The sequence below is a fragment of the Pseudomonas sp. WS 5071 genome (assembly GCF_012985765.1).
Classification (GTDB): domain Bacteria; phylum Pseudomonadota; class Gammaproteobacteria; order Pseudomonadales; family Pseudomonadaceae; genus Aquipseudomonas; species Aquipseudomonas lundensis_A.
Window position 1 is genome coordinate 246,187 of sequence record NZ_JAAQWY010000001.1, and the last position, 23,905, is coordinate 270,091.

The following is a 23,905-nucleotide window of genomic DNA, read 5'->3' on the forward strand; positions in this document are numbered from 1 at the left end:
CTACGCTGTAACGACCAATGGTGACTCAATTAAAGGGGAAATCTTATGACTCAGCGGCGTGTGGCGATTATTGGCGGCAACCGAATTCCGTTTGCCCGGGCTAACGGTGCGTACGCGACGGCCAGTAATCAGGCGATGCTGACGGCCGCGCTGGAAGGGCTGATCGAACGCTTTAACCTGCACGGTGAGCGTCTTGGCGAAGTCGTGGCCGGTGCGGTGCTCAAGGACTCGCGGGATTTCAGCCTCACCCGCGAGTGCGTGCTGGGCTCGCGTCTGTCGCCACAGACCCCGGCCTACGACCTGCAACAAGCCTGTGGCACTGGACTGGAAGCCGCCTTGCTGGTGGCCAATAAAATCGCGCTGGGGCAAATCGAATGCGGGATCGCGGGCGGTGTCGACACCACATCTGATGTGCCGATTGGCCTGAACGATGGGCTGCGTCGGTGGTTGTTGCAGCTCAATCGCACCAAGGCGCCGCTGGACAAACTCAAGGCGGTGCTGCACTTGCGCCCGCAGTTTTTAAAACCCGCGTTCCCGCGCAACGGCGAGCCGCGTACCGGGCTGTCGATGGGCCAGCACTGTGAACTGATGGCGCAAACCTGGCATATCCCGCGCGCCGAACAGGACGCCTTGGCCCTGCACAGCCATCAGGCGCTTGCCACGGCGTATCACGAAGGTTGGGAAGACGATCTGGTGACGCCCTTTTTAGGCCTGACCCGGGACAACAACCTGCGCACGGATTTGACCCTGGAGAAACTGGCCGCGCTCAAGCCGGTCTTTGAACGCAGCGCCAAAGGCACGCTGACGGCCGGTAACTCGACGCCGCTGACCGATGGCGCCTCGGTGGTGTTGTTAGGCAGTGAGGACTGGGCCAAGGCGCGCGGCTTGCCGATTTTGGCGTATCTGCGCGATGGCGAAACCGCAGCGGTGGATTTCGTCCATGGTGCCGAAGGGTTGCTGATGGCTCCGGTGTATGCCGTCCCACGCTTGCTGGCGCGTAATGGCTTGAGCTTGCAGGACTTTGACTACTACGAAATACACGAAGCCTTTGCCGCGCAGGTGCTGTGTACGTTGAAGGCGTGGGAAGACCCCGAGTACTGCAGAACCCGTCTGGGGCTGGACGCCCCGTTGGGGGCGATTGACCGCAGCAAGCTTAACGTCAAGGGCAGTTCGTTGGCCGCGGGGCATCCGTTTGCGGCCACCGGCGGCCGCATCGTGGCCAACCTTGCCAAATTGCTGGACGCCGCAGGCCAAGGGCGCGGGCTTATCTCCATTTGCGCGGCGGGCGGGCAGGGCGTCACTGCGATTATTGAGCGCTGACCCGTTGCTGATTACATCGGCGCTGGCGCGGCATTGAGGGTAAGGCTTTCGGCCTCTTGCCGCTGGCGGCTGGCATAGTTTTCTGCCATCACCGAGCACACGATCAGTTGCAGCGGGTGATAGATCATGATGGGCAGCAGGATCAAGCCCAGCCCGGGGTTGGCGCCGAAGATCAGCGCGGCCATGGGCGCCCCGGCCGCCAGGGATTTTTTGCTGGCACAGAACACGGCGGCAATTTCATCCGGCGTGCTGAATTTCAGCGCGCGAGCGGTGCGAGTGGTCATCCACAGAATGACCGCAAGCAGCAGGGCGCTGCCGACAAAGGCGCTGAAAATCACCGAAGCCCCTTGTTGTTGCCACATCCCCGAGACCATCGAGTTGCAGAATGCGGCGTACACCAGCAGCAGAATCACCAACTTGTCGACGATGCCGGTGTAACGCTTGTGGCGGGCAAAAAAGCGGCCGAACAGCGGGCGTACCAGCTGCCCCAGCACCAGCGGCAGTAACAACAGGGCGCACAGGTCGAGCAGGGTGGCACCGAGGTCGATCCCGCCCGTGCCGCTGCCGACCACGAAACTCACCAGTAATGGCGTCAGGAAAATCCCCAGCACACTCGACAGGCTCGCATTGAGAATCGCCGCGGGTACGTTGCCGCCTGCGCTGCCCGTGAGCGCCACCGAGGAGGAGATGGTCGACGGCAGCGCGCACAGGTAAAAGAAGCCCAGCATCAACAACGGCGGTACATGACTGCCCAGCAGCAGGTCGGCCACCCACCAGATCAGGGGGAAGACGACAAACGTGAAGCCTTGCACCATTAGGTGCAGGCGCAGGTTTTTCAGGCCGTGGCGGATCTGCTCGCTGGACAGGTTGACCCCATGCAGGAAGAACACCAGGAACACGCCGATATTGATGACCCATTCTGCGTGCATCGCCCCGCCGGTGCTGCCGAATGCAGGGAACACGTACGCCAGAAACGTGGCTAGCAACATGCCGCACAGAAACCAGTCGGTGAATAGGCGTTTGAAGTGTTTGAGCACAGACATGGCAGGCACCGCAATATTGTAAGAATTGATGACGTAGCCTAACGTTGGCCCTTTCTGACGTATCGCGACATAAGGCCAATCCATGCCGCCAAACGGACAACGTGGCCCTCAACGGGCGATTCCACAGTTGGATGCACTGCCTCGGCCGTTATATGCACGGGCTGAGAGTTTGGGGGCGGGCTCGTGGACGCCGCGTCATCGGCATGACTGGGTGCAGTTTTCTTACGCCATCAGCGGCGTGTTGGGCGTTCACACGGATGAAGGCAGTTTTTTCGCGCCGCCGCAGTGGGGCATCTGGATTCCGGCGGGGCTAGAGCACGAAGTCATTACGTCCATGCGTGCCGAAATGCGCAGCTTGTATGTGCGTCGCGAAGACTGTCGATGGGCGCCGGATCACTGCCGTGTGCTGGAAGTCACGCCGCTGGCTCGCGAGTTGATCAAACGCTTTTGTGCGTTGCCCGTGAATTACCCCGAACACGGCAGCCCGGAGCAGCGTCTGGTGAGTGTGTTGCTGGACCAATTGGCTGAATTGCCGGAGGTCGGGTTTTCGTTACCGTTGCCCCGTCACCCGCGCTTGCTGGTGTTGTGCAATGAATTAATTGAAGCCCCCGATGCCGAAGTCAACGTGGGGCTGTGGTCGGGCCGGTTGGGCATGTCCGAGAAAACCCTGATGCGATTGTTTCAGCGTGAGACAGGTTTGAGCTTTCGTGGGTGGCGGCAACGGGTGCGATTGTTGTCGTCGTTGCAGGTGCTCGAAGCGGGAGGCCATGTCACGCGGGCTGCTTTGTCCTGCGGGTATGAGTCCACATCGGCCTTCATCGCGGCGTTCAAGAAAATGTTTGGCGCCACACCCGGCGAACTGTTTCGTCAACACTGAAGCTGGGGATATTAGGCGGTGCCGGGCAACCGGGGCTCGTCTATTATTCAAAAGCTTTGACGCAGGATGCGGCTGGCAGATTTGAGTACAGGGAGTGCTGCAAGCGACTTGGAATACAGTGCCCCTCTCCCCGTGGTGCGCGGATTGCCGTATAACGAGTGACTTTCGCGTGTTTGGTAATAAAGGACCCACAATAAAAGCTGATGAAGACTCCAAAACGCTTAGAACCCCTGATCGAGGACGGTCTGGTCGACGAGGTGCTGCGCCCACTCATGAGTGGCAAAGAAGCAGCTGTGTACGTAGTCCGCTGCGGCAATGAGCTGCGATGCGCCAAGGTTTACAAGGAGGCTAACAAACGAAGTTTTCGCCAGGCCGCCGAATATCAGGAGGGTCGCAAGGTTCGTAACAGCCGTCAGGCCCGAGCGATGGCCAAGGGCTCGAAGTTCGGTCGTAAAGAGACCGAAGACGCCTGGCAAAACGCCGAAGTGGCTGCGCTGTTCCGTCTGGCTGGCGCCGGGGTGCGGGTTCCAAAACCGTTCGACTTCCTTGAAGGCGTGCTGTTGATGGAGCTGGTGGCCGACGAATACGGCGATGCGGCGCCACGTTTGAACGACGTGGTGTTGGAGCCGGATCAAGCCCGTGAATACCACGCGTTTTTGATTCAGCAGATTGTGCTGATGCTGTGCACCGGTCTGGTTCACGGTGACTTGTCCGAGTTCAACGTCCTGCTGACGCCGACTGGCCCGGTCATTATCGACCTGCCGCAAGCGGTCGATGCGGCTGGTAACAACCACGCGTTCAGCATGCTGGAGCGGGACGTTGGCAACATGGCGTCGTATTTCGGCCGATTTGCCCCGGAGTTGAAAACGACCAAATACGCCAAGGAAATGTGGGCGCTCTACGAAGCGGGCACCTTGCACCCGAGCAGTGTATTGACGGGCGAGTTTGATGAGCCGGACGAGCTGGCCGATGTGGGCGGCGTCATGCGCGAGATCGAAGCGGCGCGCCTCGATGAAGAGCGACGTCAGGCCGTGCGGGCCGCCGATGAGGCGCCACCCGGCAAAACCGAAGAGCCGCCACCACCGTGGATGCAGTAATTCGCTGAAACAAAAAATCCGGCTGCGGCCGGATTTTTTGTGGGCGCGTTAATGACCCTGGCTTAGAAGCGGTTCAGCGGGACTTTCAGGCTGTGCACGCCCTGGTCATCCGCAGGCGGCAGGTTACCCGCGCGGATGTTGATCTGGATCGCCGGGATTAACAGCTGCGGCACAGACAAGGTGGCGTCACGGGAGGTGCGCATTGCCACAAACCCTTCAAGGTCGATGCTGTCATTGACATGAATATTGTGCGCCCGCTGCTCGCCCACGGTGGTGGTCCAGGCCACGTCGCGGCCCTCGGGCGGGTAGTCGTGGCACATGTACAGCCGGGTGTGCGGTGGCATCGCCAACAGGCGTTTTATCGAGTGATACAGCTGCTTGGCGTCGCCACCGGGGAAGTCGCAACGCGCGGTGCCCACGTCGGGCATGAACAACGTGTCACCGACAAACACATGGCTGCCCTCGATCTGGTATGCCATGTCCGCCGGGGTGTGCCCGGGCACGTGCAGGGCGCGCACTTCGAGCGGGCCGATGTGAAACACCTCGTCAGGGGTAAACAATTTGTCGAATTGCGAGCCGTCCTGCCGGAATTCAGGCTCAAGGTTATAGAGGTCGCGGAACACACCCTGCACGCGGGTGATGGGCGCTCCGATACCAATCTGGCCGCCGAGTTTTTTCTTCAGGTAAGCACTGGCCGACAGGTGATCGGCATGGGCATGGGTTTCCAGCAGCCATTGCACGGTCAGGCCTCGGGCTTCAACAAATGCCGCAATCCGGTCCGCGCTCCGGGTGCTGATACGCCCGGCAGCGGCGTCGTAATCGAGCACCGGGTCGATGATCGCGCAGGGGCCATTTATGGCTGCGTAGACCACGTAGCTGACAGTGGACGTAGCGGGATCGTAAAAGCCCTGTATTTCGGGGTGCATGGCGGCCTCACATCATTCGATACAATTCATAATATATTGAAATATATATTATTGAATCGTAAACTGTCGACCGTTATATCGGCAGAGAATTTTTAATGTCTGGACAGCTCACCCACCACGAAATAGGTCTGCTGCGCGATTCAGCGTCCAAAGCCTGCATGCTGCTCAAGGCGCTGGCCAACGAAGATCGCCTGCTGCTGTTGTGCCAATTGACACAGGGCGAACGCAACGTGGGCGAGCTTGAAGGGCTGACCGGCATTCGGCAGCCCACGCTGTCTCAGCAGTTGGGTGTGTTGCGCGACGAAGGATTGGTCAATACCCGGCGCATGGGCAAGTTCATCTTCTATTCACTCGCCAGTTTCGAAGTGGTCTCGGTCATGCAAACCCTGTCGGGGTTGTACTGTGGTCAAGCGCTTAAGCAGTAAGGCGTAGCGGGACCCGATCCATTCATTTTTGTTGTGCCTGGAGTGCTCAATGGAGCAAAACATCAAGCGAATCGACGCGTGCTTTTCGGTGACGGGTCAAATCGGTCAGTCTGATCTCCAAACGTTAGCGGGGCAGGGGTTTCGCAGTGTGATCTGCAACCGGCCCGATCATGAAGGCGGCCCCAAACAACCCGAACACACGGCACTCCGTGACGCAGCGCAGGCCCTGGGTTTGAGTTTTGCGTATGTGCCAGTGGCCACCACCGGGGCGACGGCGCAGGACGTCGAACAGATGCGCGCTTTGCTCGCGCAACTGCCGACGCCCGTTCTGGCGTTTTGCCGCACCGGCAATCGCTCTTCCAAACTGTATGAACTGGCGACCCGAGGTGCCCGCAGTGCGGCCTCCTATGACGTGGTGGTGATTGGTGGCGGTTCGGCCGGAATTTCAGTGTGCGCGAGTTTGCTAAAACGGGATGCAGCGTTGCGCATCGCCGTGGTTGAGCCCAGCGCCGAGCATTACTACCAGCCGGCGTGGACGCTTGTGGGTGGCGGCGCGTATGACGTAAAAAACACCGTGCGCCCAACGGCTGACGTGATGCCCAAGGGCGCCACATGGATCAAGGCGTCGCTGTCCGCATTTGCTCCCGAACGTCACGTGGTGCTGCTCAGTGATGGCAATGAGTTGGCCTATCAGCAACTGATTGTGTGCCCGGGGCTTGAACTGGCCTGGGAGAAAATTGAGGGGCTTGAAGACACGCTGGGCCAGCATGGCGTGACCTCCAACTACCGTTATGACCTCGCGCCGTATACCTGGGAGCTGGTGCGCACGTTACGCGGCGGCAAGGCGTTGTTTACCCAGCCGCCCATGCCGATCAAGTGTGCGGGTGCTCCGCAAAAAGCCATGTACCTGGCCTGTGACCACTGGCGCAAGCAGGGCGTGCTGGACGCGATTGCGGTTGAATTCAACCTGGCGGGTGCGGCGTTGTTCGGCGTATCGGCCTTTGTACCTGCGCTGATGAAATACGTTGAAGCCTACAACGCGACGCTGGCGTTTCAGTCCACACTGGTGAAGGTCGACGGTCCTAATAAAACAGCATGGTTTGAGGTCACTGACGCGAACGGCAACGTGACCCGTCAACAGAAAACTTTCGACATGCTGCATGTCGTCCCGCCGCAGCAGGCCCCGGATGTGATTCGTCGCAGCCCCTTGGCTGACAGTGCGGGCTGGTTCGAAACCGACCCGGCCACCTTGCAACACCCGCGTCACGCCGAGATCTTTGCCTTGGGCGATGTGTGCGGCACGCCAAATGCCAAAACCGCCGCGGCGGTGCGCAAGCAAGTCGTGGTGGTGGCTGAGAATCTCATTGCCTTGCGCAAGGGGGCTGCGTTGCCCCTGCGTTATGACGGTTACGGTTCCTGCCCGCTGACAGTTGAGAAAGGCAAAGTGATCCTCGCCGAGTTCGGCTATGGGGGCAAACTGCTGCCCACTTTCCCGCTTGACCCGACCGTGGCCCGTCAGTCGGCGTGGTGGCTCAAGGCGTCATTCCTGCCGTGGTTCTACTGGCAAGGGATGCTCAAGGGGCGCGAGTGGTTTACCGACTGCTCGGGAAGCTGAGCCAGGTATGTTGACCATTCTGTTTGGCCTGTTGGTGGGCGTGGTGCTGGGGTTGACCGGTGCCGGGGGCGGCATTCTGGCGATTCCGGCTTTAACGCTCGGGTTGGGTTGGTCGCTGGCGCAAGCCACGCCTGTGGCGTTGCTGGCGGTAGGCACTGCTGCGGCATTGGGTGCGCTCGACGGCCTGCGTAAAGGGTTAGTGCGCTATAAAGCGGCCGCGCTCATGGCATTGGTCGGCTCCATTACCTCACCGGTGGGGTTGTACCTGGCCACGTTGTTGCCGGCCAACGTGCTGGTGCTGCTGTTTGGCTGCGTGATGATTTTTGTGGCCGGGCGCATGTTTTTACAGGCCCGCGCCGATGGTCGGGAAGGGGCGAGTGAAGGGGTGCTGGAAAAAAACTGCATGCTCAATCCTGCCACCGGGCGCCTGACGTGGAATGCGCGTTGTAGCCTCACACTGGTATCGATCGGCGCCACCTCGGGGTTGCTAACGGGGCTGTTGAGCGTGGGCGGGGGGTTCTTGATCGTGCCTGCGTTTCGCAAGTTCAGTGATGTGCGCATTCATGCGGTGGTGTCCACCTCGCTGATGGTGGTGGCGTTGGTGTCACTCGGCACCCTGGGCAACTTGATGCGTCAGGGCGTGAGCCTGTCTACCGACGGCGTGCTGTTTATTGTCGCGACACTGGTCGGAATGATCGCGGGTCGGGTGATTTCGCCCCACGTCTCCGCTCAGTTGCTGCAACAAGGGTTTGCCGTGTTGTGTGCGCTCGTCAGTGTGCTGATGTTCGCCAAAGTGCTGATGTTCAACCTTTGACAAACGCCCCTGTTTACGCGCAACAACGCCCCGACGCCAGGCCCTTGAGGATCGGGCAGTCGGGGCGATGGTCACCCTGGCAGGTATCGACCAACTCTTGCAGGGTGTCGCGCAGGCTGGTCAGTTCGACGATCTTTTGGTTCAGCTCATCGATGTGTTGACGCGCCAGCGCTTTCACATCGCTGCTGGCGCGTTGGCGGTCTTGCCAGAGGGCCAGCAGCTTGCCCACTTCTTCCAGTGAAAATCCCAAATCCCGCGAACGCTTGATGAAGGCCAGGGTGTGCAGGTCGTCGTCACTGTACAGCCGGTAGCCGCTGTCACTGCGATGGGCGGGCTTGAGCAGGCCGATGGATTCGTAATAGCGAATCATCTTGGCGCTCAATCCACTGTGCCTGGCGGCTTGACCGATGTTCATGACGACTGTCTCCTACTCAAGGTCCTTGGGTTTCCAGAACTTCAGCAACAACGCGTTGCTGACCACACTGACGCTGGAAAAAGCCATCGCTGCCCCGGCCAGTACCGGGTTCAAAAAGCCGAAAGCCGCCAGCGGAATGCCGATCACGTTGTAGATAAACGCCCAAAACAGGTTTTGACGGATTTTGGCGTAGGTTTTGCGGCTGATGTCCAGCGCGGCGGGCACCAGCCGCGGGTCGCCGCGCATCAAGGTGATACCGGCTGCGTGCATGGCCACGTCTGTACCGCCGCCCATGGCAATGCCGATATCGGCGGCCGCGAGGGCCGGAGCGTCGTTGATGCCATCACCCACCATGGCGACCACGCCGGTCTTTTTCAACGCAGACACCGTAGCGGCTTTGTCGGCGGGCAGAACTTCGGCGTGAACGTCCTGAATACCCAGCGCCTCGGCTACCACCCTGGCACTGCCTTTATTGTCGCCGGTCAGTAAATGGCTGCTGATATGGCGTTCGGTGAGTTGTTGCACGGCAGACAGTGCCCCCGGCTTTAACGTGTCGCCAAAGGCGAACAGGCCCAATACTTTGGGCTGCGGGCTTTGCTCGATCAGCCAGGACAAGGTACGGCCTTCAGCCTCCCAGGCCGCGGCGGCGTCGGCCAGCGGGCCGGGAGCGAGGCCGGATTCGTCCAGCAAGCGACGGTTGCCCAGCGCCAGACGACGGTCCAGCAAGGTGCCTGCAATGCCTCTGCCCGTCAGCGACTGGCTGTCCGTGACATCGGGCACTGTCAGCTGACGCGCTGCGCAGGCATCGAGTACGGCGTTGGCCAGCGGGTGCTCGCTGCCGCGTTGCAGCGCTCCGGCAGCTTGCAGCAGTTGCGCTTCATCACCGTCGATGGCGCTTAAGTGGGCGATTTGCGGGGTGCCGGAGGTCAGCGTGCCGGTTTTGTCGAAGACCACAGCGCTGACTTCATGGGCGCGCTCAAGGGCTTCGGCGTCTTTGATCAAAATGCCATGCCGCGCGGCGACGCCGGTGCCGGCCATGATCGCGGTCGGGGTGGCCAGACCGAGCGCGCACGGGCACGCGATCACCAGCACCGCAACGGCGTTGATCAGCGCGGTCTCAATCGGCGCGCCGTAGAACCACCAACCGAGTAGCGTCGCCAGCGCAATCAGCAGTACCACGGGGACAAAAATCTGACTGACTTTATCCACCAGCTTTTGAATCGGTGCCTTGCCCGCCTGCGCGTCTTCAACCAGGCGAATGATGCGCGCCAAAACGGTTTCAGTGCCCAGCGCCAGGGTTTTGATCACCAAACGGCCTTCACCGTTGATGGCGCCGCCGGTGACTTTATCCCCCGGCTGTTTTGGCACGGGCAGGCTTTCGCCGCTGATTAGCGCTTCGTCGGCATGGCTTTGACCTTCGACCACTTCGCCGTCCACCGGGAAGCGTTCGCCGGGTTTGACCAGCACCAGGTCGTTGAGGCGCAGGTCGCTGATGGCTACATCCTGTTCCTGCCCGTCGACCACCCGCAGGGCGCGTTCGGGACGTAAGGCCTCAAGCGCCCGGATGGCGCTGGCGGTCTGGCGTTTGGCGCGACTCTCAAGGTATTTGCCCAGCAGCACCAGTGCGATCACTACGGCTGAGGCTTCGAAGTACAGGTGCGGCATGCTGCCGGGGGCGGCGATGGCCCACTCATACAGGCTCAGGCCGTAACCGGCGCTGGTGCCGAGCGCGACGAGCAAGTCCATGTTGCCCGCACCGGCTTTGACGGCTTTCCAGGCGGCGACATAAAAACGTGCGCCCAGGATGAACTGCACAGGCGTGGCCAGCAGAAACTGCGCCCAGGCAGGTAGCATCCAGTGCAGACCGAACGGCTCGACCAGCATCGGTAACACCAACGGCAATGCCAACACGATGGCCGCCACCAGTGACCAGCGCTCACGGCGCAGGCGTTGGTGTTGATCGTCTTGTGTAGCGTGTACGTTTTCTGTGAGGTGGGCGCTGTAGCCCGCCGTCGTCACAGCTTTAATCAACTCGGCAGGGTCGACATGCCCCATCGATTCAATATGCGCCCGTTCACTGGCCAGGTTGACGCTGACGTTTTTCACCCCGGGAACTTTAGCCAGCGCTTTCTCGACCCGGCCAGCACAGGAAGCGCAGGTCATGCCGCCGATGGTCAGTTCCACCGTTTGGCTGGGCACGCTGTAGCCAGCTCGGGCAACGGCTTCAACCAGCAGCGGCAAGCTGTCGGCAGGCGCCTCGACACGCGCCTGTTCGGTGGCCAGATTGACGCTGACCGATGTCACCCCCGGCACGTTGGCCAGTGCTTTTTCTACGCGGCCAGCGCAACTGGCGCAGGTCATGCCGGCGATCGGCAAGTCGTATTGAATGGGCACGAACAATCCTCCTCAAGAAGTTATCTATCCCTAGAATCGACCTTGACCCGGTGGGAAGGTCAAGGCGCTTGTTGATTGTGGCGGCCGTCTACTGGGCGGTGCTTAATATTCGAGCTGGGCAGGCGTGAGGTAAGGGCCGCTCGCTCGCATTGCAATGCGATATTTGCGCACATCGCCCGCTTTCAAGGTGATGGTTTGAGACGGCAGGGCCAGCATGCCCGGCAGACAACCCGGGGCCTGGCCCGGCAATGACTTGAGGCGCAGGTTGATACGCCCGGGCGGGAGGTTGAAGGACGTGGCTTGTTCCTGAAACAAGCGGCCCGCCAGTTGGTCATCTATATAGAGGCCGATTTCACAATTGGTGGGCACTTCAAGGCGCTCGCGGGAAATGATCAAAACACCGTAGTCCTGATCAGCGTTTGCCCACAACGGCAAGCTGGCAAGACCTAAAAGGCTGACTAGGCTCAAAGCGGACCAGCGCATGGCTACGTATCCTGTTTTCTAATCGGAAAGTTTGCAGCTTGGCCGACCGCGAAACAGATTGCCAGTATCGTGTCTCTGCACCAGGGCTTGACCTTGCCATAATGGCAAGGTGGACACTTTGAACCTCTCTCACCAAGGAGTGAACACAATGCACGTACTTAACGTTTCCGGTATGACCTGTGGCGGTTGCGCGAACTCGGTAACACGGGCGGTCCACGGGGTGGACAAGGACGCCAAAGTTGAAGTGGATCTGGCGAAGAAAACCGTCACAGTGGATAGCAAATTGCCCAAGCTGGATATCATCGACGCGATCACCAATGCAGGGTTTGAAGCGCGTTCCATGAGCGCTCAGCATTAACATACCTGGCATTTTCTGTTGCCAATCGCAGCTGCACGTTGCTGCTCGGCAACAGAGGAGGCCATGGGGTCACGATGGAATGTAATCGCCAGTTTATTAGCTAGCTCGCTATCTTTATGTTCAAGATCCGTCAGCACAGCTAGACTACCGGGTCGCGCTGACACTCGTCCGACCTGGATCCCTGATGAACTTTAGAACCATTTTGATTCTCGGTGCCTTGAGCGCCTTCGGTCCCTTGGCCATCGATTTTTACTTACCGGGTTTCCCGGCGATGGCTCAAGCATTCGCGACCGATGAAAAACACATTCAACTCACTCTGGCGGTTTACTTTCTGGGCTTGTCCATCGGCCAGTTGGTCTACGGCCCCATTGCGGATCGGTTTGGGCGGCGCGTGCCTTTGTTGGTGGGCGTCGGGCTGTTCACTGCGGCGTCTTTTGCCTGTGCCTTTGCGCCCTCGCTGGATTGGCTGATCGGGGCGCGCTTTGTCCAGGCCCTTGGCGGTTGTGCAGGGATGGTGCTGTCGCGGGCGATTGTCAGTGACAAGTGCGATGCAGTGGGCTCAGCCAAGGTGTTTTCGCAACTGATGCTGGTCATGGGGCTGGCGCCGATCCTTGCTCCCATGCTCGGCGGCCTGCTGGTGAATGTGTACGGCTGGCAGGCGATTTTCATTGTCCTGACGGGTTTCAGTGCCCTGGCAGCGCTCGCCGTGGCGCTGGGCCTGCCGGAAAGTTTACCGGCCAATGTGCCGCGTCAGCCGTTGTCCGGCGCGTTACGCCAATACGGCCGCTTGCTCAAAGACCGTGAATACCTGGGGCATGCGCTGACCGGCGGGATTGCCATGGCCGGAATGTTCGCCTACATCGCCGGCTCGCCGTTTGTGTTCATCAAGTTGTATGGCGTCCCGGCCGAGCACTACGGTTGGCTGTTCGGCAGCAATGCGGCGGGCTTCATTCTTGTGGCACAAATCAACGCGCGGTTACTGGCCAAGCGTGGCCCGGCCTTTTTGCTGTCGCGCATGGTGTGGGTGTACCTGGCCGCCGGGTTGACTCTGTTGGGCGTCAGCGCCTTGCACACGGCGCAACTGTGGCCGCTGTTGATCCCGCTGTTTATCTGCATCGCCAGCCTGGGTTGCATCATTCCCAATGCCTCGGCCTGCGCCATGAGCGGGCAGGGCGCACGGGCGGGAAGCGCTTCGGCATTGCTCGGTTGCCTGCAGTTCAGCGTGGCGGCGGCTGCGGCATGGCTGGTGGGGGTTTTACACGATGGCAGCGCCATGCCGATGGCCATGGTCATCAGCTTGTGCGGGATTTTGGCGGTGTCGATTGCGCTGGCAACCCGGCGGCTGTACACCGCGCGGATTGCCGCTCAAACGTCGATTTGATTTAGCCAGCCATTCGTTCAGGCAATCTGTGCGGGGCTTGCAAACGTGTACGCAGCGTATCCACAAAGGCTCTGGCCTCGGACTCGCTGCGAAAATTGATCGCTTGTTGGTCGATTTGAACCTGCCACTGGCAGTCGCGGGATCTTGCTAACGCTTTTATCAGGATTTTCATTTCTGGCCTCCTCAGGTTCGCAAAGGAGGCCAGTGTATGCCCGATAACGCTGAGAAATATGACGGGCATCAAGTCTCTGACTGACGGTTACAAAATGGCCGGTCCAGTCCCGTCACCTGCCTCTCAAAATCCTTCCAGTACAATCTTGCCCTTGGACTTGCCGCTTTCCAGCAGCGTGTGGGCGCGACGCAGGTTGTTCGCGTTGATGGTGCCGAAATGTTCGCCCACGGTGGTGCGCAGGGTGCCAGCGTCGATCAGTTCCGCGACCCGGTTCAGCAAGTGATGCTGTTCAATCATGTCCGGGGTTTCGAACAACGAGCGGGTGTACATGAACTCCCAGTGCAGCGACAGGCTCTTGCGTTTAAGCAGTGAGATGTCCAGCGCCTTGGGGTCGTCGATCAGGGCCAGTTTGCCCTGCGGCGCCAATGCCTCGACCAGTTGCGCCAGGTGTTGATCGGTTTGGGTCAGGCTGGCGACGTGAGTTACGGCGTCGATACCGGCCTGCAGCAACGCTTCGCTCAGGGGCTGGCGATGATCGACGATCACATCGGCGCCCAGTTCGCGCACCCAGGCTTGGGTTTCCGGACGCGAAGCGCTGCCGATGACCTTGAGCCCGGTGAGCTGACTGGCCAGTTGGGTCAGGATCGACCCTACGCCGCCCGCCGCACCCACAATCAACAGGCGTTGGTGCAGGTCAGTCTTGCCTTGTGCGATGCCGAGGCGGTCAAACAACAGTTCCCACGCAGTGATGGCCGTTAAAGGCAGTGCAGCGGCTTCTGCGAAGCCCAGGCTTTTTGGCATATGGCCGACGATGCGTTCGTCGACCACGTGACGCTCACTGTTGGCACCGGCGCGGGCGATGGAACCGGCATAAAACACCTTGTCGCCGACCTTGAACAGACTCACATCACTGCCCACGGCCTTGACCACACCGGCCACGTCCCACCCCAGAACCTTGGCAGTGCCTGGGTCGGGCTGTGCGTTTTGCCGCACTTTGGTATCGACCGGGTTCACGGAAATGGCGTTGACTTCCACCAGCAGGTCTCGCGGCCCGGCGACCGGTTCCGGCAGTTCAATATCTTGCAGGGCCTGCGGATCTTCAATGGGCAAAGAATGGTAATAACCGACAGCTTTCATAGGGCGCATCCTGAAGAGGGAGAAAACGTGGGGCGATGATTCGCTATTTCCTGCCGTTGTAAAACCGGCTAAAACGGCAGGCTCTTTCAATATATTTTTGATAATAGGCGGGTTTATCCACCATGCTGCGCTTTGATGACCTGCAAGTGTTTGTGCGCGCTGCCGATCTGGGCAGCCTGTCCGCGGCGGCGCGGGTGATGGACATGTCGCCAGCAGTGGCGAGTGCGGCACTCAAACGGCTTGAGGCTCAGTTGGGCTCGCGTTTGCTGGCGCGTTCGACCCGCAGCCTGCGTTTGACAGCTGAGGGGCAGGGTTTTCTGGAGTATGCCCGTAAGGCGTTGAGCAGTCTGGATGAAGGAAGGCGACTCTTGTCCCGCGGGCAGGATCAGGTCAGTGGGGTTTTGCAGCTCTCGGCGCCTTCAGACTTTGGCCGAAACGTCCTGTTGCCATGGCTTGATGCCTTTCAGCGTGAGCACCCGCAACTGACGGTTCGGCTACTGCTGGGGGACCGCATTGCCGATCTGTTTCGTCAGCCGGTGGACATCGCTTTGCGCTATGGCGAGCCGGAGGATTCCAGTTTGGTTGCCTTGCCGGTGGCGGCGGACAATCGCCGGGTGTTATGCGCGTCGCCCGCTTATCTGGCGCGTGCTGGCGAGCCGCATCAACTCGAACAACTGCTGCAACACAATTGCCTGCTGTATATGCTCGGCACACGCGTACATGACCACTGGCGATTTCATGATGGCAAGCGTGAGTCAGGCCTGACAGTGAGCGGGGACCGTTTCAGCGATGATGCGGATGTGGTGCGTTTGTGGGCATTGGCCGGGGCGGGAATTGCTTATAAGTCCTGGCTGGACGTGTCGGCGGATGTGCGAGCGGGAAGGCTCATCGTGCTGATGCCAGAGCTGGTGGGCGAGCGGGCACCGCTGAACATGTTGTGTGCTCACCGGGCACAGTTGAGCAAACCGGTGAAATTATTACGGGACATGCTTGGCGAGCGTTGTGCAGAACTGGCTCGGTACCCGTAATCGCCGCCGCACGCGACGGCAGCGATCACGGACAAGGCGTTACGGCTTGACCAAACGCGCATCCAGACCGTTTTGCGCCAAGCGCTTGGCCTGATCTTCGGTCATGCCCAAATGCGTGTGCAAGGCGTGGAAGTTCTCGGTCATGTACCCGCCGAAGTAGGCCGGGTCATCGGAGTTCACGGTGACTTTCACGCCGCGTTCCAGCATGTCGAGGATGTTGTGCTGAGACATGTGATCAAACACGCACAATTTGGTGTTGGACAGCGGGCACACGGTGAGCGGAATTTGCTCGTCGATAATGCGCTGCATTAAACGCTCATCTTCAATGGCGCGTACGCCATGGTCGATCCGCTCAATTTTCAGCAGGTCGAGGGCTTGCCAGATGTACTCCGGCGGACCTTCTTCGCCAGCGTGGGCCACTGTCAGGAAGCCTTCGGCGCGAGCACGATCAAATACGCGCACAAATTTGCTGGGCGGGTGGCCCATTTCGGAGCTGTCCAGGCCCACGGCGATAAATGCATCGCGGAACGGCAAGGCCTGATCGAGGGTTTTTTCGGCTTCTTCTTCGCTCAAGTGGCGCAGGAAGCTGAGGATCAAACCACTGGTGATGCCCAGTTGCTGTTCGCCGTCCTTGAGTGCAGCGGCAATGCCGTTAAGCACGACTTCAAACGGCACGCCCCGGTCGGTATGGGTTTGCGGGTCGAAGAACGGTTCCGTGTGAATGACGTTCTGCTCTTTGCAGCGCAACAGGTACGCCCAGGTCAGGTCGTAGAAGTCCTGCGAGGTGCGCAATACGTCCGCGCCCCGGTAATACAGGTCGAGAAACTCTTGCAGATTGTTGAAAGCGTACGCTTTGCGCAGGGTTTCGACGTCGTTCCACGGCAGGGCGATCTTGTTGCGTTCAGCCAGAGCGAACAGCAGTTCAGGTTCCAGAGATCCTTCAAGGTGCAGGTGCAGTTCCGCTTTTGGCAGGGCGTTTAGCCAGTCATACATATCAGTTTTTCTCATCAAATCACGTGCAGATGGCGGCATTCTACAGGCCCGGGCCGACATATTTGGTAAAACCCGACCAAGCTATTTGCCACACCTTTGTCATTGGTGAGGTGCGCAAGCGCGGAGTTGTGCATTCAGTGAACTAAGATGTAACGAAACGTTAGCGAGTTGCGGCAGTCTGTAACCCAACGACGTGTATTGGTTCTCAGGCAAAAGGCTCGCGATGCTGACTTTCTTAAAAGATGAAAAACTCCTGCTACTGGCAATTGTCCTGGCGTGCGCTGCCTTCCCGCTGGAGCCCTGGCTGCTGCATAACGGGCAAGTGACAGCGCTGGTGGCTGGTGGCGTACTGATTGCAGCCATTGTGTGTGCATCCATGCGCGTGGCCCATCACGCTGAAGTGCTGGCTGAAAAGTTCGGTGACCCTTACGGAACGATGATCCTGACACTGTCAGCCGTTCTTGTTGAGGTCGTCATCCTTGCGATCATGATGAGCAATGAAGCATCTCCAACGTTGGTGCGGGATACGATCTATTCGGCCGTGATGTTGGATATCAACGGGATTCTGGGCCTGGCAGCACTGATGGGCGGGATCAAGCACGGTGAACAGTCCTACAACGACGATTCGGCGCGCACCTACAGTGTGATGATTCTGACGGCCATGGGCGTGTCGATGGTGGTGCCGGAATTCATCCCCAAGGCTGACTGGAAAATTTATTCGGCCTTCACGATTGGCGCGATGGTGTTGCTGTACACCCTGTTCTTGCGCATGCAGGTCGGGCCGCACAGTTACTTTTTCAGTTACAGCTACCCCGAAAAAAAGGGCCGTAAACGTGCGCCAGAAGGGGAACCCGCGAACCTGAAACTGTCGGTCGGGGTTTTGGTGTTTGGCATTATCGTGATCGGCGCCTTGGCCGAGGTGATGTCCAAGGCGCTCGACTTGGGGCTGGAAGGGACGGGCGCACCGCCCGTGATTACCGCGATTGTGGTGGCCGCGATCTCGGCGGCGCCAGAAATCTTGACGGCCCTGCGTGCAGCATTGGCCAATCGCATGCAGTCGGTGGTGAATGTGGCGCTCGGGGCTTCGCTGTCCACTGTTATCTTGACGGTGCCCGTGATGGAGGCCATGGCGCTGTACACCGGCCAGCCGTTCCAGATGGCCATGACGCCCGTGCAAACGGTGATGGTGTTGATCACGTTGGTCGTGAGTGCCATCAACTTGAATGACGGCGAGACCAATGCGATCGAAGGCATGACGCATTTTGTGCTGTTTGCGACGTTCATCATGCTGTCGCTATTGGGGCTTTGAGGCAAAGGGCGGCTTGAACGCGCCGCCCTCTGTTCTGCTTACCAGGGAATCGTCTGACCTTTGTAGTCGATAAAGTAATGCCCGCCTTTCCCTGCATATGCCTTCACTTGTTCAACCAGCCCACGGGTACTGGTTTCAACATCTATATCGGCGCCTTCACCGCCCATGTCGGTCTTTACCCACCCCGGGTGCAGGGTCAGTACGGTAGGCCGGTCTTCACCCAGTTGACTGATGAACGTATTCGTCATGGAGTTGAGTGCGGCCTTGCTGGCTTTGTAGAGGGCAAGTTCAGGCGCGTCAGGCGATGTAATACTGCCGAGCCCGGAACTCATAAACGCCAAAACCCCACTGCCTTTACGGATTTTGCTGACAAAGGCTTGTGCCAGGGTGATCGGCGCTACGCTGTTGGTCAGGAACAATTGGCCGATGTCGGTCAGGCTGGCGCGCCCCGACGCTTGATCGTCCGGGCCCTTGATGCCAGCGTTCACAAACACCAGGTCATATACTTCGGTGTCCAGTTTTTGGCTCAAGGCCCGGATGGCCTCAACGTTGTCCAGATCCAGTTGTTCAATGCTGGCCTTGCCCAGTGCTTTAAGCTTTTCCACGTTGTCAGGGTTACGCACCGTGGCGGTGACGTTCCACCCATCTTTGATGAGTTGCTCGACCAGGCCCAGACCCAGTCCGCGTGAGGCGCCAATGATAAGTGCGTTTTTAGCTGTCATGAGTCGCGTCCTATGAAAGGTAAATGAGGATCACCGAACACGGTTTTACTCCTTCAGCCAGCCACTGCCCAGCCGTACAGTTTGGTTAAAAAATATACAAACCTGAGCGCCCGTTACAGAATGTGCGCTCAGGTTGGGTTTGCACGGGTTATCCACAGGTTGCTCCACAGGATCTGTGCGCAACCCGGGCGGCCGGCTATAAGTACGAGTGGCGATGGTCCGAAGCGGTATAAGTCAGGTTAACGCGCTGCTTGCACAGCGTTTTTCCTTTTCAGAAGTGGGTGTCGATCAAAAAACGTACAAAGTGATGCAGGCCACGCCCGATAAGGGCTGTAGCCGTGTGTGCTCAGGTTATCCACAGTCGGGTGCACAGTGGTTGTGGGCAACTGTTTAGGTGGGAACAAAGCCTGTCAGCCTTCAACGTTGATCGGCTTGCGGATCAACATAATGCGGCCACGACTGAGGTCGGCCAGTTGCGCTTGCAAGACAGGAATATGCGCGTCGCAGACTTCCAAGCATAACTCCACCCCGTTGGCGGTGAAGGTTTCGTTGCTCAGCACGCCGTTGAGTTCTGACACGCGCAATTTGACCAGTGCCAATTCACTGAAGCTGCAAGCGCACTCAAGTGCGACCCGGGTGATAAGCGGTGACTTTTCGGCCGTTTGCAGGCATTTGTTGGCACCACCCCCATAAGCACGTGCCAAACCCCCCGTGCCCAGTTGAATGCCGCCATACCAGCGAGTCACCAGCACCACAACGTGATCGCAATCTTGCGCTTCAATGGCCGACAGAATGGGGCGTCCAGCTGTGCCGCCGGGTTCGCCGTCATCGCTGCTGCGGTACTGATCGCCCAGCCTCCAGGCCCAACAGTTATGGGACGCGTTGAGGTCGCTGTGCCGCTCAATAAAGTCGTAGGCCTCTTGAGCACTGGTGATGGGCGCGGCATAGGTGATGAAGCGGCTCTTGCGGATTTCTTCGCGGTGCTCGCATGGACCGGTCAGGGTTGAAGGCATATCGGTTCCGGGCTGTGCGCGAGGCGTGGAGGCTCCGCGGCGGGGCTGAGGAGAAGTGAACGTTAGCGTGTCGATTCAAGGCTCTCAAGGAAACTTTCAAGGACCAGGTGAGGGCGGCGGCCTTTGCGGGTGACCGAGGCCAGGCTCAAATCATAAAAACGCGATTCGGGTTTGAGCGCACGCAGACGACCTTGTTGCACCCACAAACTGGCGTAATGGTCAGGCAGGTAGCCTATGTAGCGTCCGGTCAGAATCAGGAACGCCATGCCTTCGCGGTCTGAGGCGCTGGCGGTGCACTTGAGTGCCTGATAATGCGCCTGAATCTCTGAGGGCAGACGAAAAGTCGGCGCAATGGCGTCCTGATCGTTGAGGCGGTCGTCTTGTAGCTGGACGTCATCGACATAAAACAGTGGGTGACCGACAGCACAGTAAAGCAGCGACCGTTCGCTATACAGCGGTTGATATTCCAGACCGGATAACGCACTGGCCTGAGGCACAACGCCCACGTGCAGACGTCCGTCGAGCACACCTTGTTCTACTTCATTGGGCGAAATCATGCGGATCTGAATTTGAACGTCGGGCCCGCGTTCTTTGAGTTGAGCCAATGCGTGGGTGATGCGCATATGGGGGAGGGTGACGAGGTTGTCCGTAAGGCCGATGGTCAGCTCACCGCGCAAGTGTTGATGCAGGCCGTTGACCTCTGTGCGAAAGCTCTCTAACGCGCCAAGTAATTGCAACGCTGACTGGTAGACCTCGCGACCTTCTTCCGTCAGGGAAAACCCCGCGCGCCCGCGTTGGCATAGGCGCAAGCCCAGGCGCTGCTCCAGATCACTCATTTGCTGGCTGATCGCAGACCGGCCAATGCCGAGGACTGTTTCTGCTGCAGAAAAACCGCCGCACTCCACCACACTGCGAAAGATGCGCAACAAGCGAATATCGAAGTCGCTGACTTGCGCCAAGGCATCGGAACGACGGCTGCTCATAGTTTAGTAAACGCCTAACTGAAGGTTAGAAGAGTTGGATTTCATCGACTTTATAGGCGTGGCAATTTAGCTGCAACCACGATTTTGACCCGACACTGCACTCTGTCTTGCGAGGTTTTGCTGATGAACATGCCTGAAAACGCCGAGTTAAACGTAGCCAGCCAGCTAAAGCTGGATGCGCACTGGATGCCTTACACCGCCAATCGTAATTTTCATCGTGATCCGCGTTTTATCATCGGCGCCAAGGGCAGTTATCTGACGGATGATAAAGGTCGGCAAATTTATGACTCATTGTCAGGTCTGTGGACATGTGGTGCAGGCCATACACGCACAGAGATTCAGGAAGCCGTGGCCAAGCAGCTCGGCACGCTGGATTACTCGCCAGCCTTTCAATATGGCCATCCCTTGTCGTTTCAGCTGGCCGAGAAAATTACCGAGTTGACGCCCGGTAACTTGAACCATGTGTTCTTCACCGATTCCGGCTCGGAGTGTGCGGATACCGCTGTGAAAATGGTGCGTGCGTATTGGCGGCTGAAAGGCCAATCGACCAAAACCAAAATGATTGGTCGGGCACGCGGTTATCACGGGGTGAACATTGCGGGCACTAGTCTGGGGGGCGTGAACGGCAATCGTAAGTTGTTTGGTCAGGCCATGGCGGATGTCGACCATCTCCCGCACACCTTGCTGGCGAGCAATGCCTTTTCACGCGGTATGCCAGAGTTGGGTGGTATCGCGCTGGCGGACGAACTGCTCAAGTTGATCGAGCTGCATGACGCTTCAAATATCGCCGCGGTGTTTGTCGAGCCGATGGCAGGGTCTGCCGGGGTGCTGGTTCCGCCTCAGGGATATCTGAAACGCCTGCGTGAAATCTGTGATCAGCACAACATCCTGCTGGTATTCGATGAGGTTATTACCGGGTTTGGTCGCACAGGCTCAATGTTTGGAGCCGACAGTTTCGGTGTGACGCCGGACTTGATGTGTATCGCCAAGCAGGTCACTAACGGTGCGATTCCAATGGGGGCTGTGATTGCCTCTACCGAGATTTATCAGACATTCATGAATCAGCCGACGCCGGAGTACGCCGTCGAATTCCCGCACGGCTATACCTATTCCGCCCACCCGGTGGCGTGTGCAGCAGGGCTTGCCGCGCTGGACTTGCTGCAAAAAGAACATCTGGTACAGAGCGTCGCTGAGGTTGCACCGCATTTCGAGAATGCGTTGCATGGTTTGAAAGGCGTGAAGAACGTCATCGATATCCGTAACTACGGTCTGGCTGGTGCGATCCAGATTGCTCCACGCGATGGCGATGTGATTGTGCGTCCTTTCGATGCCGCGATGAAGCTGTGGAAGGCCGGGTTCTACGTTCGTTTCGGCGGTGACACGCTGCAGTTTGGCCCGACTTTCAATAGCAAACCTCAGGATCTGGATCGCTTGTTCGATGCAGTGGGAGAGGCGTTGAATCAGATCGACTGATCCCTTCTATATAGAAGAGACATTTTTGGCTTTCGACGTGCGCGTAATGTGTGCGTCTGCAGACCTGTTTTGGAGTGGCAATGAGCACGATTCAACATTTGATCAATGGTGAGCTGGTAAGTGATTCCGGCCGTACTGCCGATGTGTACAACCCGTCGACCGGGCAGGTGATTCATCAGGTTCCTTTGGCCAGCCGCGAGACGATTCAACAGGCAATCGACACGGCAAAGGCGGCTTTCCCCGCCTGGCGTAATACGCCTCCAGCCAAACGTGCCCAGGTGATGTTCCGTTTCAAGCAGCTGCTAGAGCAGAACGAGGCCCGCATTTCTCAGTTGATCAGCGAAGAGCATGGCAAGACGCTGGAGGATGCGGCAGGTGAGCTCAAACGCGGGATTGAGAACGTCGAATACGCGTGCTCGGCACCGGAGATCCTGAAGGGCGAGTACAGCCGCAACGTAGGCCCGAACATTGATGCATGGTCTGACTTTCAGCCGATCGGGGTTGTGGCGGGGATAACGCCTTTCAACTTCCCGGCCATGGTTCCGTTGTGGATGTACCCGTTGGCCATTGTGTGCGGTAACTGTTTCATCCTTAAACCTTCGGAACGCGATCCAAGTTCGACCTTGTTGATTGCGCAGTTGCTTCAGGAAGCGGGTCTGCCTAAAGGCGTATTGAGTGTCGTGCAGGGTGACAAGGCTGCCGTAGACGCCCTGATTGAAGCGCCAGAAGTGAAAGCCCTGAGCTTTGTCGGCTCGACGCCGATTGCCGAATACATCTATGCCGAAGGGACAAGGCGCGGCAAGCGTGTTCAGGCATTAGGTGGCGCGAAGAACCATGCGGTACTGATGCCTGATGCCGATTTGGATAATGCCGTGAGTGCGTTGATGGGGGCTGCTTATGGCTCATGTGGCGAACGTTGCATGGCGATTTCGGTGGCCGTGTGCGTTGGGGATCAGGTGGCGGATGCCTTGGTGGCCAAGTTGGTGCCGCAAATCGAGGCGCTGAAAATTGGCGCAGGGACTTCTTGCGGCCTCGATATGGGACCTTTGGTCTCGGGGCAAGCGCGTGACAAGGTCAGTGGGTATGTGGCTGACGGTGTGGCGGCAGGAGCCAAGCTGGTGGTTGATGGGCGAGGCTTGAGTGTAAAGGGTCATGAAGACGGGTTCTTCCTGGGCGGTTGCTTGTTCGATCACGTTACGCCAGAGATGCGCATCTATAAGGAAGAGATTTTTGGGCCGGTTCTGTGCATCGTGCGTGTAAACAGTCTGGAAGCGGCGATGCAACTGATCAACGAGCATGAGTATGGCAACGGTACGTGCATCTTCACTCGCGATGGCGAGGCTGCGCGTTTGTTCTGTGATGAGATTGAAGTAGGCATGGTAGGGGTTAACGTTCCGCTGCCTGTTCCTGTGGCTTATCACAGCTTCGGTGGTTGGAAGCGCTCGCTGTTTGGCGATCTGCATGCTTATGGGCCTGACGGTGTGCGCTTTTACACGCGTCGAAAAGCCATTACCCAGCGCTGGCCGCAGCGTGCGAGCCATGAAGCGTCGCAGTTTGCATTTCCTAGCCTCTGACGCATTCGTTGTTTGAAAGGAGAAGCCAGCCGCCAGGCTGGCTTCTTCGTTTGCAGGCCTTTTAGGTGGTATGACAGAAATATGAAATTCGGGCTTGACTCAGAATTCCATCGGCCTATAATTCGCCCCACTTCCGGCGCAGTCGAAACGGAAAACTCCTTGAGAATCAAAGAGTTAAACGATTTCGAAAGTGTCAGCTTCAAGTTATCGAAGCAGGAAATGAGGTGTTGACAGCAGCGTGTAACGCTGTAGAATTCGCCTCCCGCTGACGAGAGATCGAAAGCGTAAGTGGTTGATGTTACAGAGGAAACTTTGAAAACATCTTAAAATAACCGCTTGACAGCAACAGGGGC

General features: G+C 58.6%; 23 protein-coding genes. 12 read left to right on the top strand and 11 right to left on the bottom strand.

Annotated elements, in window-relative coordinates; translation table 11 throughout:
• Nucleotides 1-45: 45 nt before the first annotated feature.
• The gene (locus tag HBN61_RS00985) at nucleotides 46-1,320 is read left to right on the top strand and encodes an acetyl-CoA C-acetyltransferase (protein WP_169963855.1); all 1,275 of its coding nucleotides are present in this window, start codon (nucleotides 46-48) and stop codon (nucleotides 1,318-1,320) included.
• A gap of 11 nt (nucleotides 1,321-1,331) precedes the next feature.
• Here HBN61_RS00985 and HBN61_RS00990 read toward each other — a convergent pair whose 3' ends face one another.
• Nucleotides 1,332-2,363 (bottom strand): bile acid:sodium symporter family protein, encoded by a 1,032-nt coding sequence (locus HBN61_RS00990; RefSeq protein WP_170045995.1) that lies wholly within the window; start codon nucleotides 2,361-2,363, stop codon nucleotides 1,332-1,334.
• A gap of 82 nt (nucleotides 2,364-2,445) precedes the next feature.
• On the opposite strand from HBN61_RS00990, the gene HBN61_RS00995 reads away from it, so the two are divergent.
• Complete coding sequence (locus HBN61_RS00995; RefSeq protein ID WP_094992074.1) at nucleotides 2,446-3,240, top strand: AraC family transcriptional regulator; 795 nt, start codon at nucleotides 2,446-2,448, stop codon at nucleotides 3,238-3,240.
• Nucleotides 3,241-3,443: 203 nt separating this feature from the next.
• On the top strand, nucleotides 3,444-4,337 hold the full coding sequence (locus HBN61_RS01000; protein WP_094992075.1) for a PA4780 family RIO1-like protein kinase: 894 nt from the start codon (nucleotides 3,444-3,446) through the stop codon (nucleotides 4,335-4,337).
• A gap of 62 nt (nucleotides 4,338-4,399) precedes the next feature.
• Here HBN61_RS01000 and HBN61_RS01005 read toward each other — a convergent pair whose 3' ends face one another.
• Nucleotides 4,400-5,263 carry an MBL fold metallo-hydrolase gene (locus tag HBN61_RS01005; RefSeq protein ID WP_169963858.1) on the bottom strand — a complete coding sequence of 288 codons (864 nt, stop codon included), beginning with the start codon at nucleotides 5,261-5,263 and terminating at the stop codon, nucleotides 4,400-4,402.
• Nucleotides 5,264-5,358: 95 nt separating this feature from the next.
• Between HBN61_RS01005 and HBN61_RS01010 the strand changes: the two genes are divergently transcribed.
• Genes HBN61_RS01010 through HBN61_RS01020 form a run of 3 tightly spaced genes read left to right on the top strand, consistent with a single transcriptional unit; the run spans nucleotide 5,359 to nucleotide 8,117 of the window.
• Nucleotides 5,359-5,688, top strand: coding sequence for an ArsR/SmtB family transcription factor (locus HBN61_RS01010; protein ID WP_094992077.1), 330 nt, complete (start codon nucleotides 5,359-5,361; stop codon nucleotides 5,686-5,688).
• A 49-nt stretch (nucleotides 5,689-5,737) separates the two neighbouring features.
• Nucleotides 5,738-7,303 (top strand): bifunctional protein tyrosine phosphatase family protein/NAD(P)/FAD-dependent oxidoreductase, encoded by a 1,566-nt coding sequence (locus tag HBN61_RS01015; protein WP_170045996.1) that lies wholly within the window; start codon nucleotides 5,738-5,740, stop codon nucleotides 7,301-7,303.
• A 7-nt stretch (nucleotides 7,304-7,310) separates the two neighbouring features.
• Nucleotides 7,311-8,117 (top strand): sulfite exporter TauE/SafE family protein, encoded by an 807-nt coding sequence (locus HBN61_RS01020; protein ID WP_094992079.1) that lies wholly within the window; start codon nucleotides 7,311-7,313, stop codon nucleotides 8,115-8,117.
• A 13-nt stretch (nucleotides 8,118-8,130) separates the two neighbouring features.
• Here HBN61_RS01020 and cueR read toward each other — a convergent pair whose 3' ends face one another.
• From cueR to HBN61_RS01035, 3 genes are all read right to left on the bottom strand, one after another.
• On the bottom strand, nucleotides 8,131-8,532 hold the full coding sequence (gene cueR / locus HBN61_RS01025; RefSeq protein WP_169963864.1) for a Cu(I)-responsive transcriptional regulator: 402 nt from the start codon (nucleotides 8,530-8,532) through the stop codon (nucleotides 8,131-8,133).
• Nucleotides 8,533-8,544: 12 nt separating this feature from the next.
• Nucleotides 8,545-10,926 carry a heavy metal translocating P-type ATPase gene (locus HBN61_RS01030; RefSeq protein WP_170045997.1) on the bottom strand — a complete coding sequence of 794 codons (2,382 nt, stop codon included), beginning with the start codon at nucleotides 10,924-10,926 and terminating at the stop codon, nucleotides 8,545-8,547.
• A gap of 102 nt (nucleotides 10,927-11,028) precedes the next feature.
• The gene (locus HBN61_RS01035; protein ID WP_094992082.1) at nucleotides 11,029-11,409 is read right to left on the bottom strand and encodes a hypothetical protein; all 381 of its coding nucleotides are present in this window, start codon (nucleotides 11,407-11,409) and stop codon (nucleotides 11,029-11,031) included.
• Between the two features lie 148 nt (nucleotides 11,410-11,557).
• Between HBN61_RS01035 and HBN61_RS01040 the strand changes: the two genes are divergently transcribed.
• Both HBN61_RS01040 and HBN61_RS01045 read left to right on the top strand, forming a co-directional pair.
• Nucleotides 11,558-11,767, top strand: coding sequence for a heavy-metal-associated domain-containing protein (locus tag HBN61_RS01040; protein WP_094992083.1), 210 nt, complete (start codon nucleotides 11,558-11,560; stop codon nucleotides 11,765-11,767).
• A gap of 184 nt (nucleotides 11,768-11,951) precedes the next feature.
• Nucleotides 11,952-13,148 (top strand): multidrug effflux MFS transporter, encoded by a 1,197-nt coding sequence (locus tag HBN61_RS01045; RefSeq protein ID WP_094992084.1) that lies wholly within the window; start codon nucleotides 11,952-11,954, stop codon nucleotides 13,146-13,148.
• Nucleotide 13,149: 1 nt separating this feature from the next.
• Here the strand turns inward: HBN61_RS01045 and HBN61_RS01050 are convergent, their stop codons facing one another.
• Both HBN61_RS01050 and HBN61_RS01055 read right to left on the bottom strand, forming a co-directional pair.
• Nucleotides 13,150-13,320: a hypothetical protein gene (locus HBN61_RS01050; RefSeq protein ID WP_162841622.1), complete on the bottom strand. Its 171-nt coding sequence runs from the start codon at nucleotides 13,318-13,320 to the stop codon at nucleotides 13,150-13,152.
• Nucleotides 13,321-13,443: 123 nt separating this feature from the next.
• On the bottom strand, nucleotides 13,444-14,457 hold the full coding sequence (locus HBN61_RS01055) for a zinc-binding alcohol dehydrogenase family protein (RefSeq protein ID WP_094992085.1): 1,014 nt from the start codon (nucleotides 14,455-14,457) through the stop codon (nucleotides 13,444-13,446).
• A gap of 122 nt (nucleotides 14,458-14,579) precedes the next feature.
• On the opposite strand from HBN61_RS01055, the gene vimR reads away from it, so the two are divergent.
• The gene (vimR, locus tag HBN61_RS01060) at nucleotides 14,580-15,485 is read left to right on the top strand and encodes a transcription regulator VimR (protein WP_094992086.1); all 906 of its coding nucleotides are present in this window, start codon (nucleotides 14,580-14,582) and stop codon (nucleotides 15,483-15,485) included.
• A gap of 39 nt (nucleotides 15,486-15,524) precedes the next feature.
• Here vimR and HBN61_RS01065 read toward each other — a convergent pair whose 3' ends face one another.
• Entirely contained in the window at nucleotides 15,525-16,478 is a 954-nt protein-coding gene (locus HBN61_RS01065) for an adenosine deaminase (RefSeq protein ID WP_094992087.1), read from the bottom strand.
• 223 nt (nucleotides 16,479-16,701) lie between these two features.
• Here HBN61_RS01065 and HBN61_RS01070 point away from each other — a divergent pair, with 223 nt between their 5' ends.
• On the top strand, nucleotides 16,702-17,787 hold the full coding sequence (locus tag HBN61_RS01070; RefSeq protein ID WP_094992088.1) for a calcium:cation antiporter: 1,086 nt from the start codon (nucleotides 16,702-16,704) through the stop codon (nucleotides 17,785-17,787).
• A 38-nt stretch (nucleotides 17,788-17,825) separates the two neighbouring features.
• Here HBN61_RS01070 and HBN61_RS01075 read toward each other — a convergent pair whose 3' ends face one another.
• From HBN61_RS01075 to HBN61_RS01085, 3 genes are all read right to left on the bottom strand, one after another.
• A complete protein-coding gene (locus tag HBN61_RS01075) occupies nucleotides 17,826-18,509 on the bottom strand; it encodes an SDR family oxidoreductase (protein ID WP_170045998.1) in 684 nt (227 codons plus the stop codon).
• Between the two features lie 410 nt (nucleotides 18,510-18,919).
• Entirely contained in the window at nucleotides 18,920-19,522 is a 603-nt protein-coding gene (locus HBN61_RS01080) for an IMPACT family protein (RefSeq protein ID WP_170045999.1), read from the bottom strand.
• A gap of 62 nt (nucleotides 19,523-19,584) precedes the next feature.
• A complete protein-coding gene (locus HBN61_RS01085) occupies nucleotides 19,585-20,505 on the bottom strand; it encodes a LysR family transcriptional regulator (protein WP_169963874.1) in 921 nt (306 codons plus the stop codon).
• A gap of 123 nt (nucleotides 20,506-20,628) precedes the next feature.
• Between HBN61_RS01085 and aptA the strand changes: the two genes are divergently transcribed.
• Both aptA and HBN61_RS01095 read left to right on the top strand, forming a co-directional pair.
• Nucleotides 20,629-21,978, top strand: a complete 1,350-nt coding sequence (aptA, locus tag HBN61_RS01090; RefSeq protein WP_094992092.1) for an omega-aminotransferase AptA — start codon at nucleotides 20,629-20,631, stop codon at nucleotides 21,976-21,978.
• 80 nt (nucleotides 21,979-22,058) lie between these two features.
• Nucleotides 22,059-23,552: a CoA-acylating methylmalonate-semialdehyde dehydrogenase gene (locus HBN61_RS01095; protein WP_170046000.1), complete on the top strand. Its 1,494-nt coding sequence runs from the start codon at nucleotides 22,059-22,061 to the stop codon at nucleotides 23,550-23,552.
• Nucleotides 23,553-23,905: the final 353 nt, after the last annotated feature.

Excerpts from the sequence above, each read along its gene's own strand:
- HBN61_RS01070 (WP_094992088.1), top strand. The coding sequence starts at position 16,702 with ATGCTGACTTTCTTAAAAGATGAAAAACTCCTGCTACTGGCAATTGTC.
- HBN61_RS00995 (WP_094992074.1), top strand. The coding sequence starts at position 2,446 with ATGCCGCCAAACGGACAACGTGGCCCTCAACGGGCGATTCCACAGTTG.
- HBN61_RS01095 (WP_170046000.1), top strand. The coding sequence starts at position 22,059 with ATGAGCACGATTCAACATTTGATCAATGGTGAGCTGGTAAGTGATTCC.
- cueR (WP_169963864.1), bottom strand. The coding sequence starts at position 8,532 with ATGAACATCGGTCAAGCCGCCAGGCACAGTGGATTGAGCGCCAAGATG.
- HBN61_RS01020 (WP_094992079.1), top strand. The coding sequence starts at position 7,311 with ATGTTGACCATTCTGTTTGGCCTGTTGGTGGGCGTGGTGCTGGGGTTG.
- HBN61_RS00985 (WP_169963855.1), top strand. The coding sequence starts at position 46 with ATGACTCAGCGGCGTGTGGCGATTATTGGCGGCAACCGAATTCCGTTT.
- HBN61_RS01085 (WP_169963874.1), bottom strand. The coding sequence starts at position 20,505 with ATGAGCAGCCGTCGTTCCGATGCCTTGGCGCAAGTCAGCGACTTCGAT.
- HBN61_RS01010 (WP_094992077.1), top strand. The coding sequence starts at position 5,359 with ATGTCTGGACAGCTCACCCACCACGAAATAGGTCTGCTGCGCGATTCA.
- HBN61_RS00990 (WP_170045995.1), bottom strand. The coding sequence starts at position 2,363 with ATGTCTGTGCTCAAACACTTCAAACGCCTATTCACCGACTGGTTTCTG.
- HBN61_RS01045 (WP_094992084.1), top strand. The coding sequence starts at position 11,952 with ATGAACTTTAGAACCATTTTGATTCTCGGTGCCTTGAGCGCCTTCGGT.
- HBN61_RS01050 (WP_162841622.1), bottom strand. The coding sequence starts at position 13,320 with ATGAAAATCCTGATAAAAGCGTTAGCAAGATCCCGCGACTGCCAGTGG.
- HBN61_RS01065 (WP_094992087.1), bottom strand. The coding sequence starts at position 16,478 with ATGTATGACTGGCTAAACGCCCTGCCAAAAGCGGAACTGCACCTGCAC.
- HBN61_RS01055 (WP_094992085.1), bottom strand. The coding sequence starts at position 14,457 with ATGAAAGCTGTCGGTTATTACCATTCTTTGCCCATTGAAGATCCGCAG.
- aptA (WP_094992092.1), top strand. The coding sequence starts at position 20,629 with ATGAACATGCCTGAAAACGCCGAGTTAAACGTAGCCAGCCAGCTAAAG.
- HBN61_RS01080 (WP_170045999.1), bottom strand. The coding sequence starts at position 19,522 with ATGCCTTCAACCCTGACCGGTCCATGCGAGCACCGCGAAGAAATCCGC.
- HBN61_RS01035 (WP_094992082.1), bottom strand. The coding sequence starts at position 11,409 with ATGCGCTGGTCCGCTTTGAGCCTAGTCAGCCTTTTAGGTCTTGCCAGC.
- HBN61_RS01075 (WP_170045998.1), bottom strand. The coding sequence starts at position 18,509 with ATGACAGCTAAAAACGCACTTATCATTGGCGCCTCACGCGGACTGGGT.
- vimR (WP_094992086.1), top strand. The coding sequence starts at position 14,580 with ATGCTGCGCTTTGATGACCTGCAAGTGTTTGTGCGCGCTGCCGATCTG.
- HBN61_RS01040 (WP_094992083.1), top strand. The coding sequence starts at position 11,558 with ATGCACGTACTTAACGTTTCCGGTATGACCTGTGGCGGTTGCGCGAAC.
- HBN61_RS01005 (WP_169963858.1), bottom strand. The coding sequence starts at position 5,263 with ATGCACCCCGAAATACAGGGCTTTTACGATCCCGCTACGTCCACTGTC.
- HBN61_RS01000 (WP_094992075.1), top strand. The coding sequence starts at position 3,444 with ATGAAGACTCCAAAACGCTTAGAACCCCTGATCGAGGACGGTCTGGTC.
- HBN61_RS01015 (WP_170045996.1), top strand. The coding sequence starts at position 5,738 with ATGGAGCAAAACATCAAGCGAATCGACGCGTGCTTTTCGGTGACGGGT.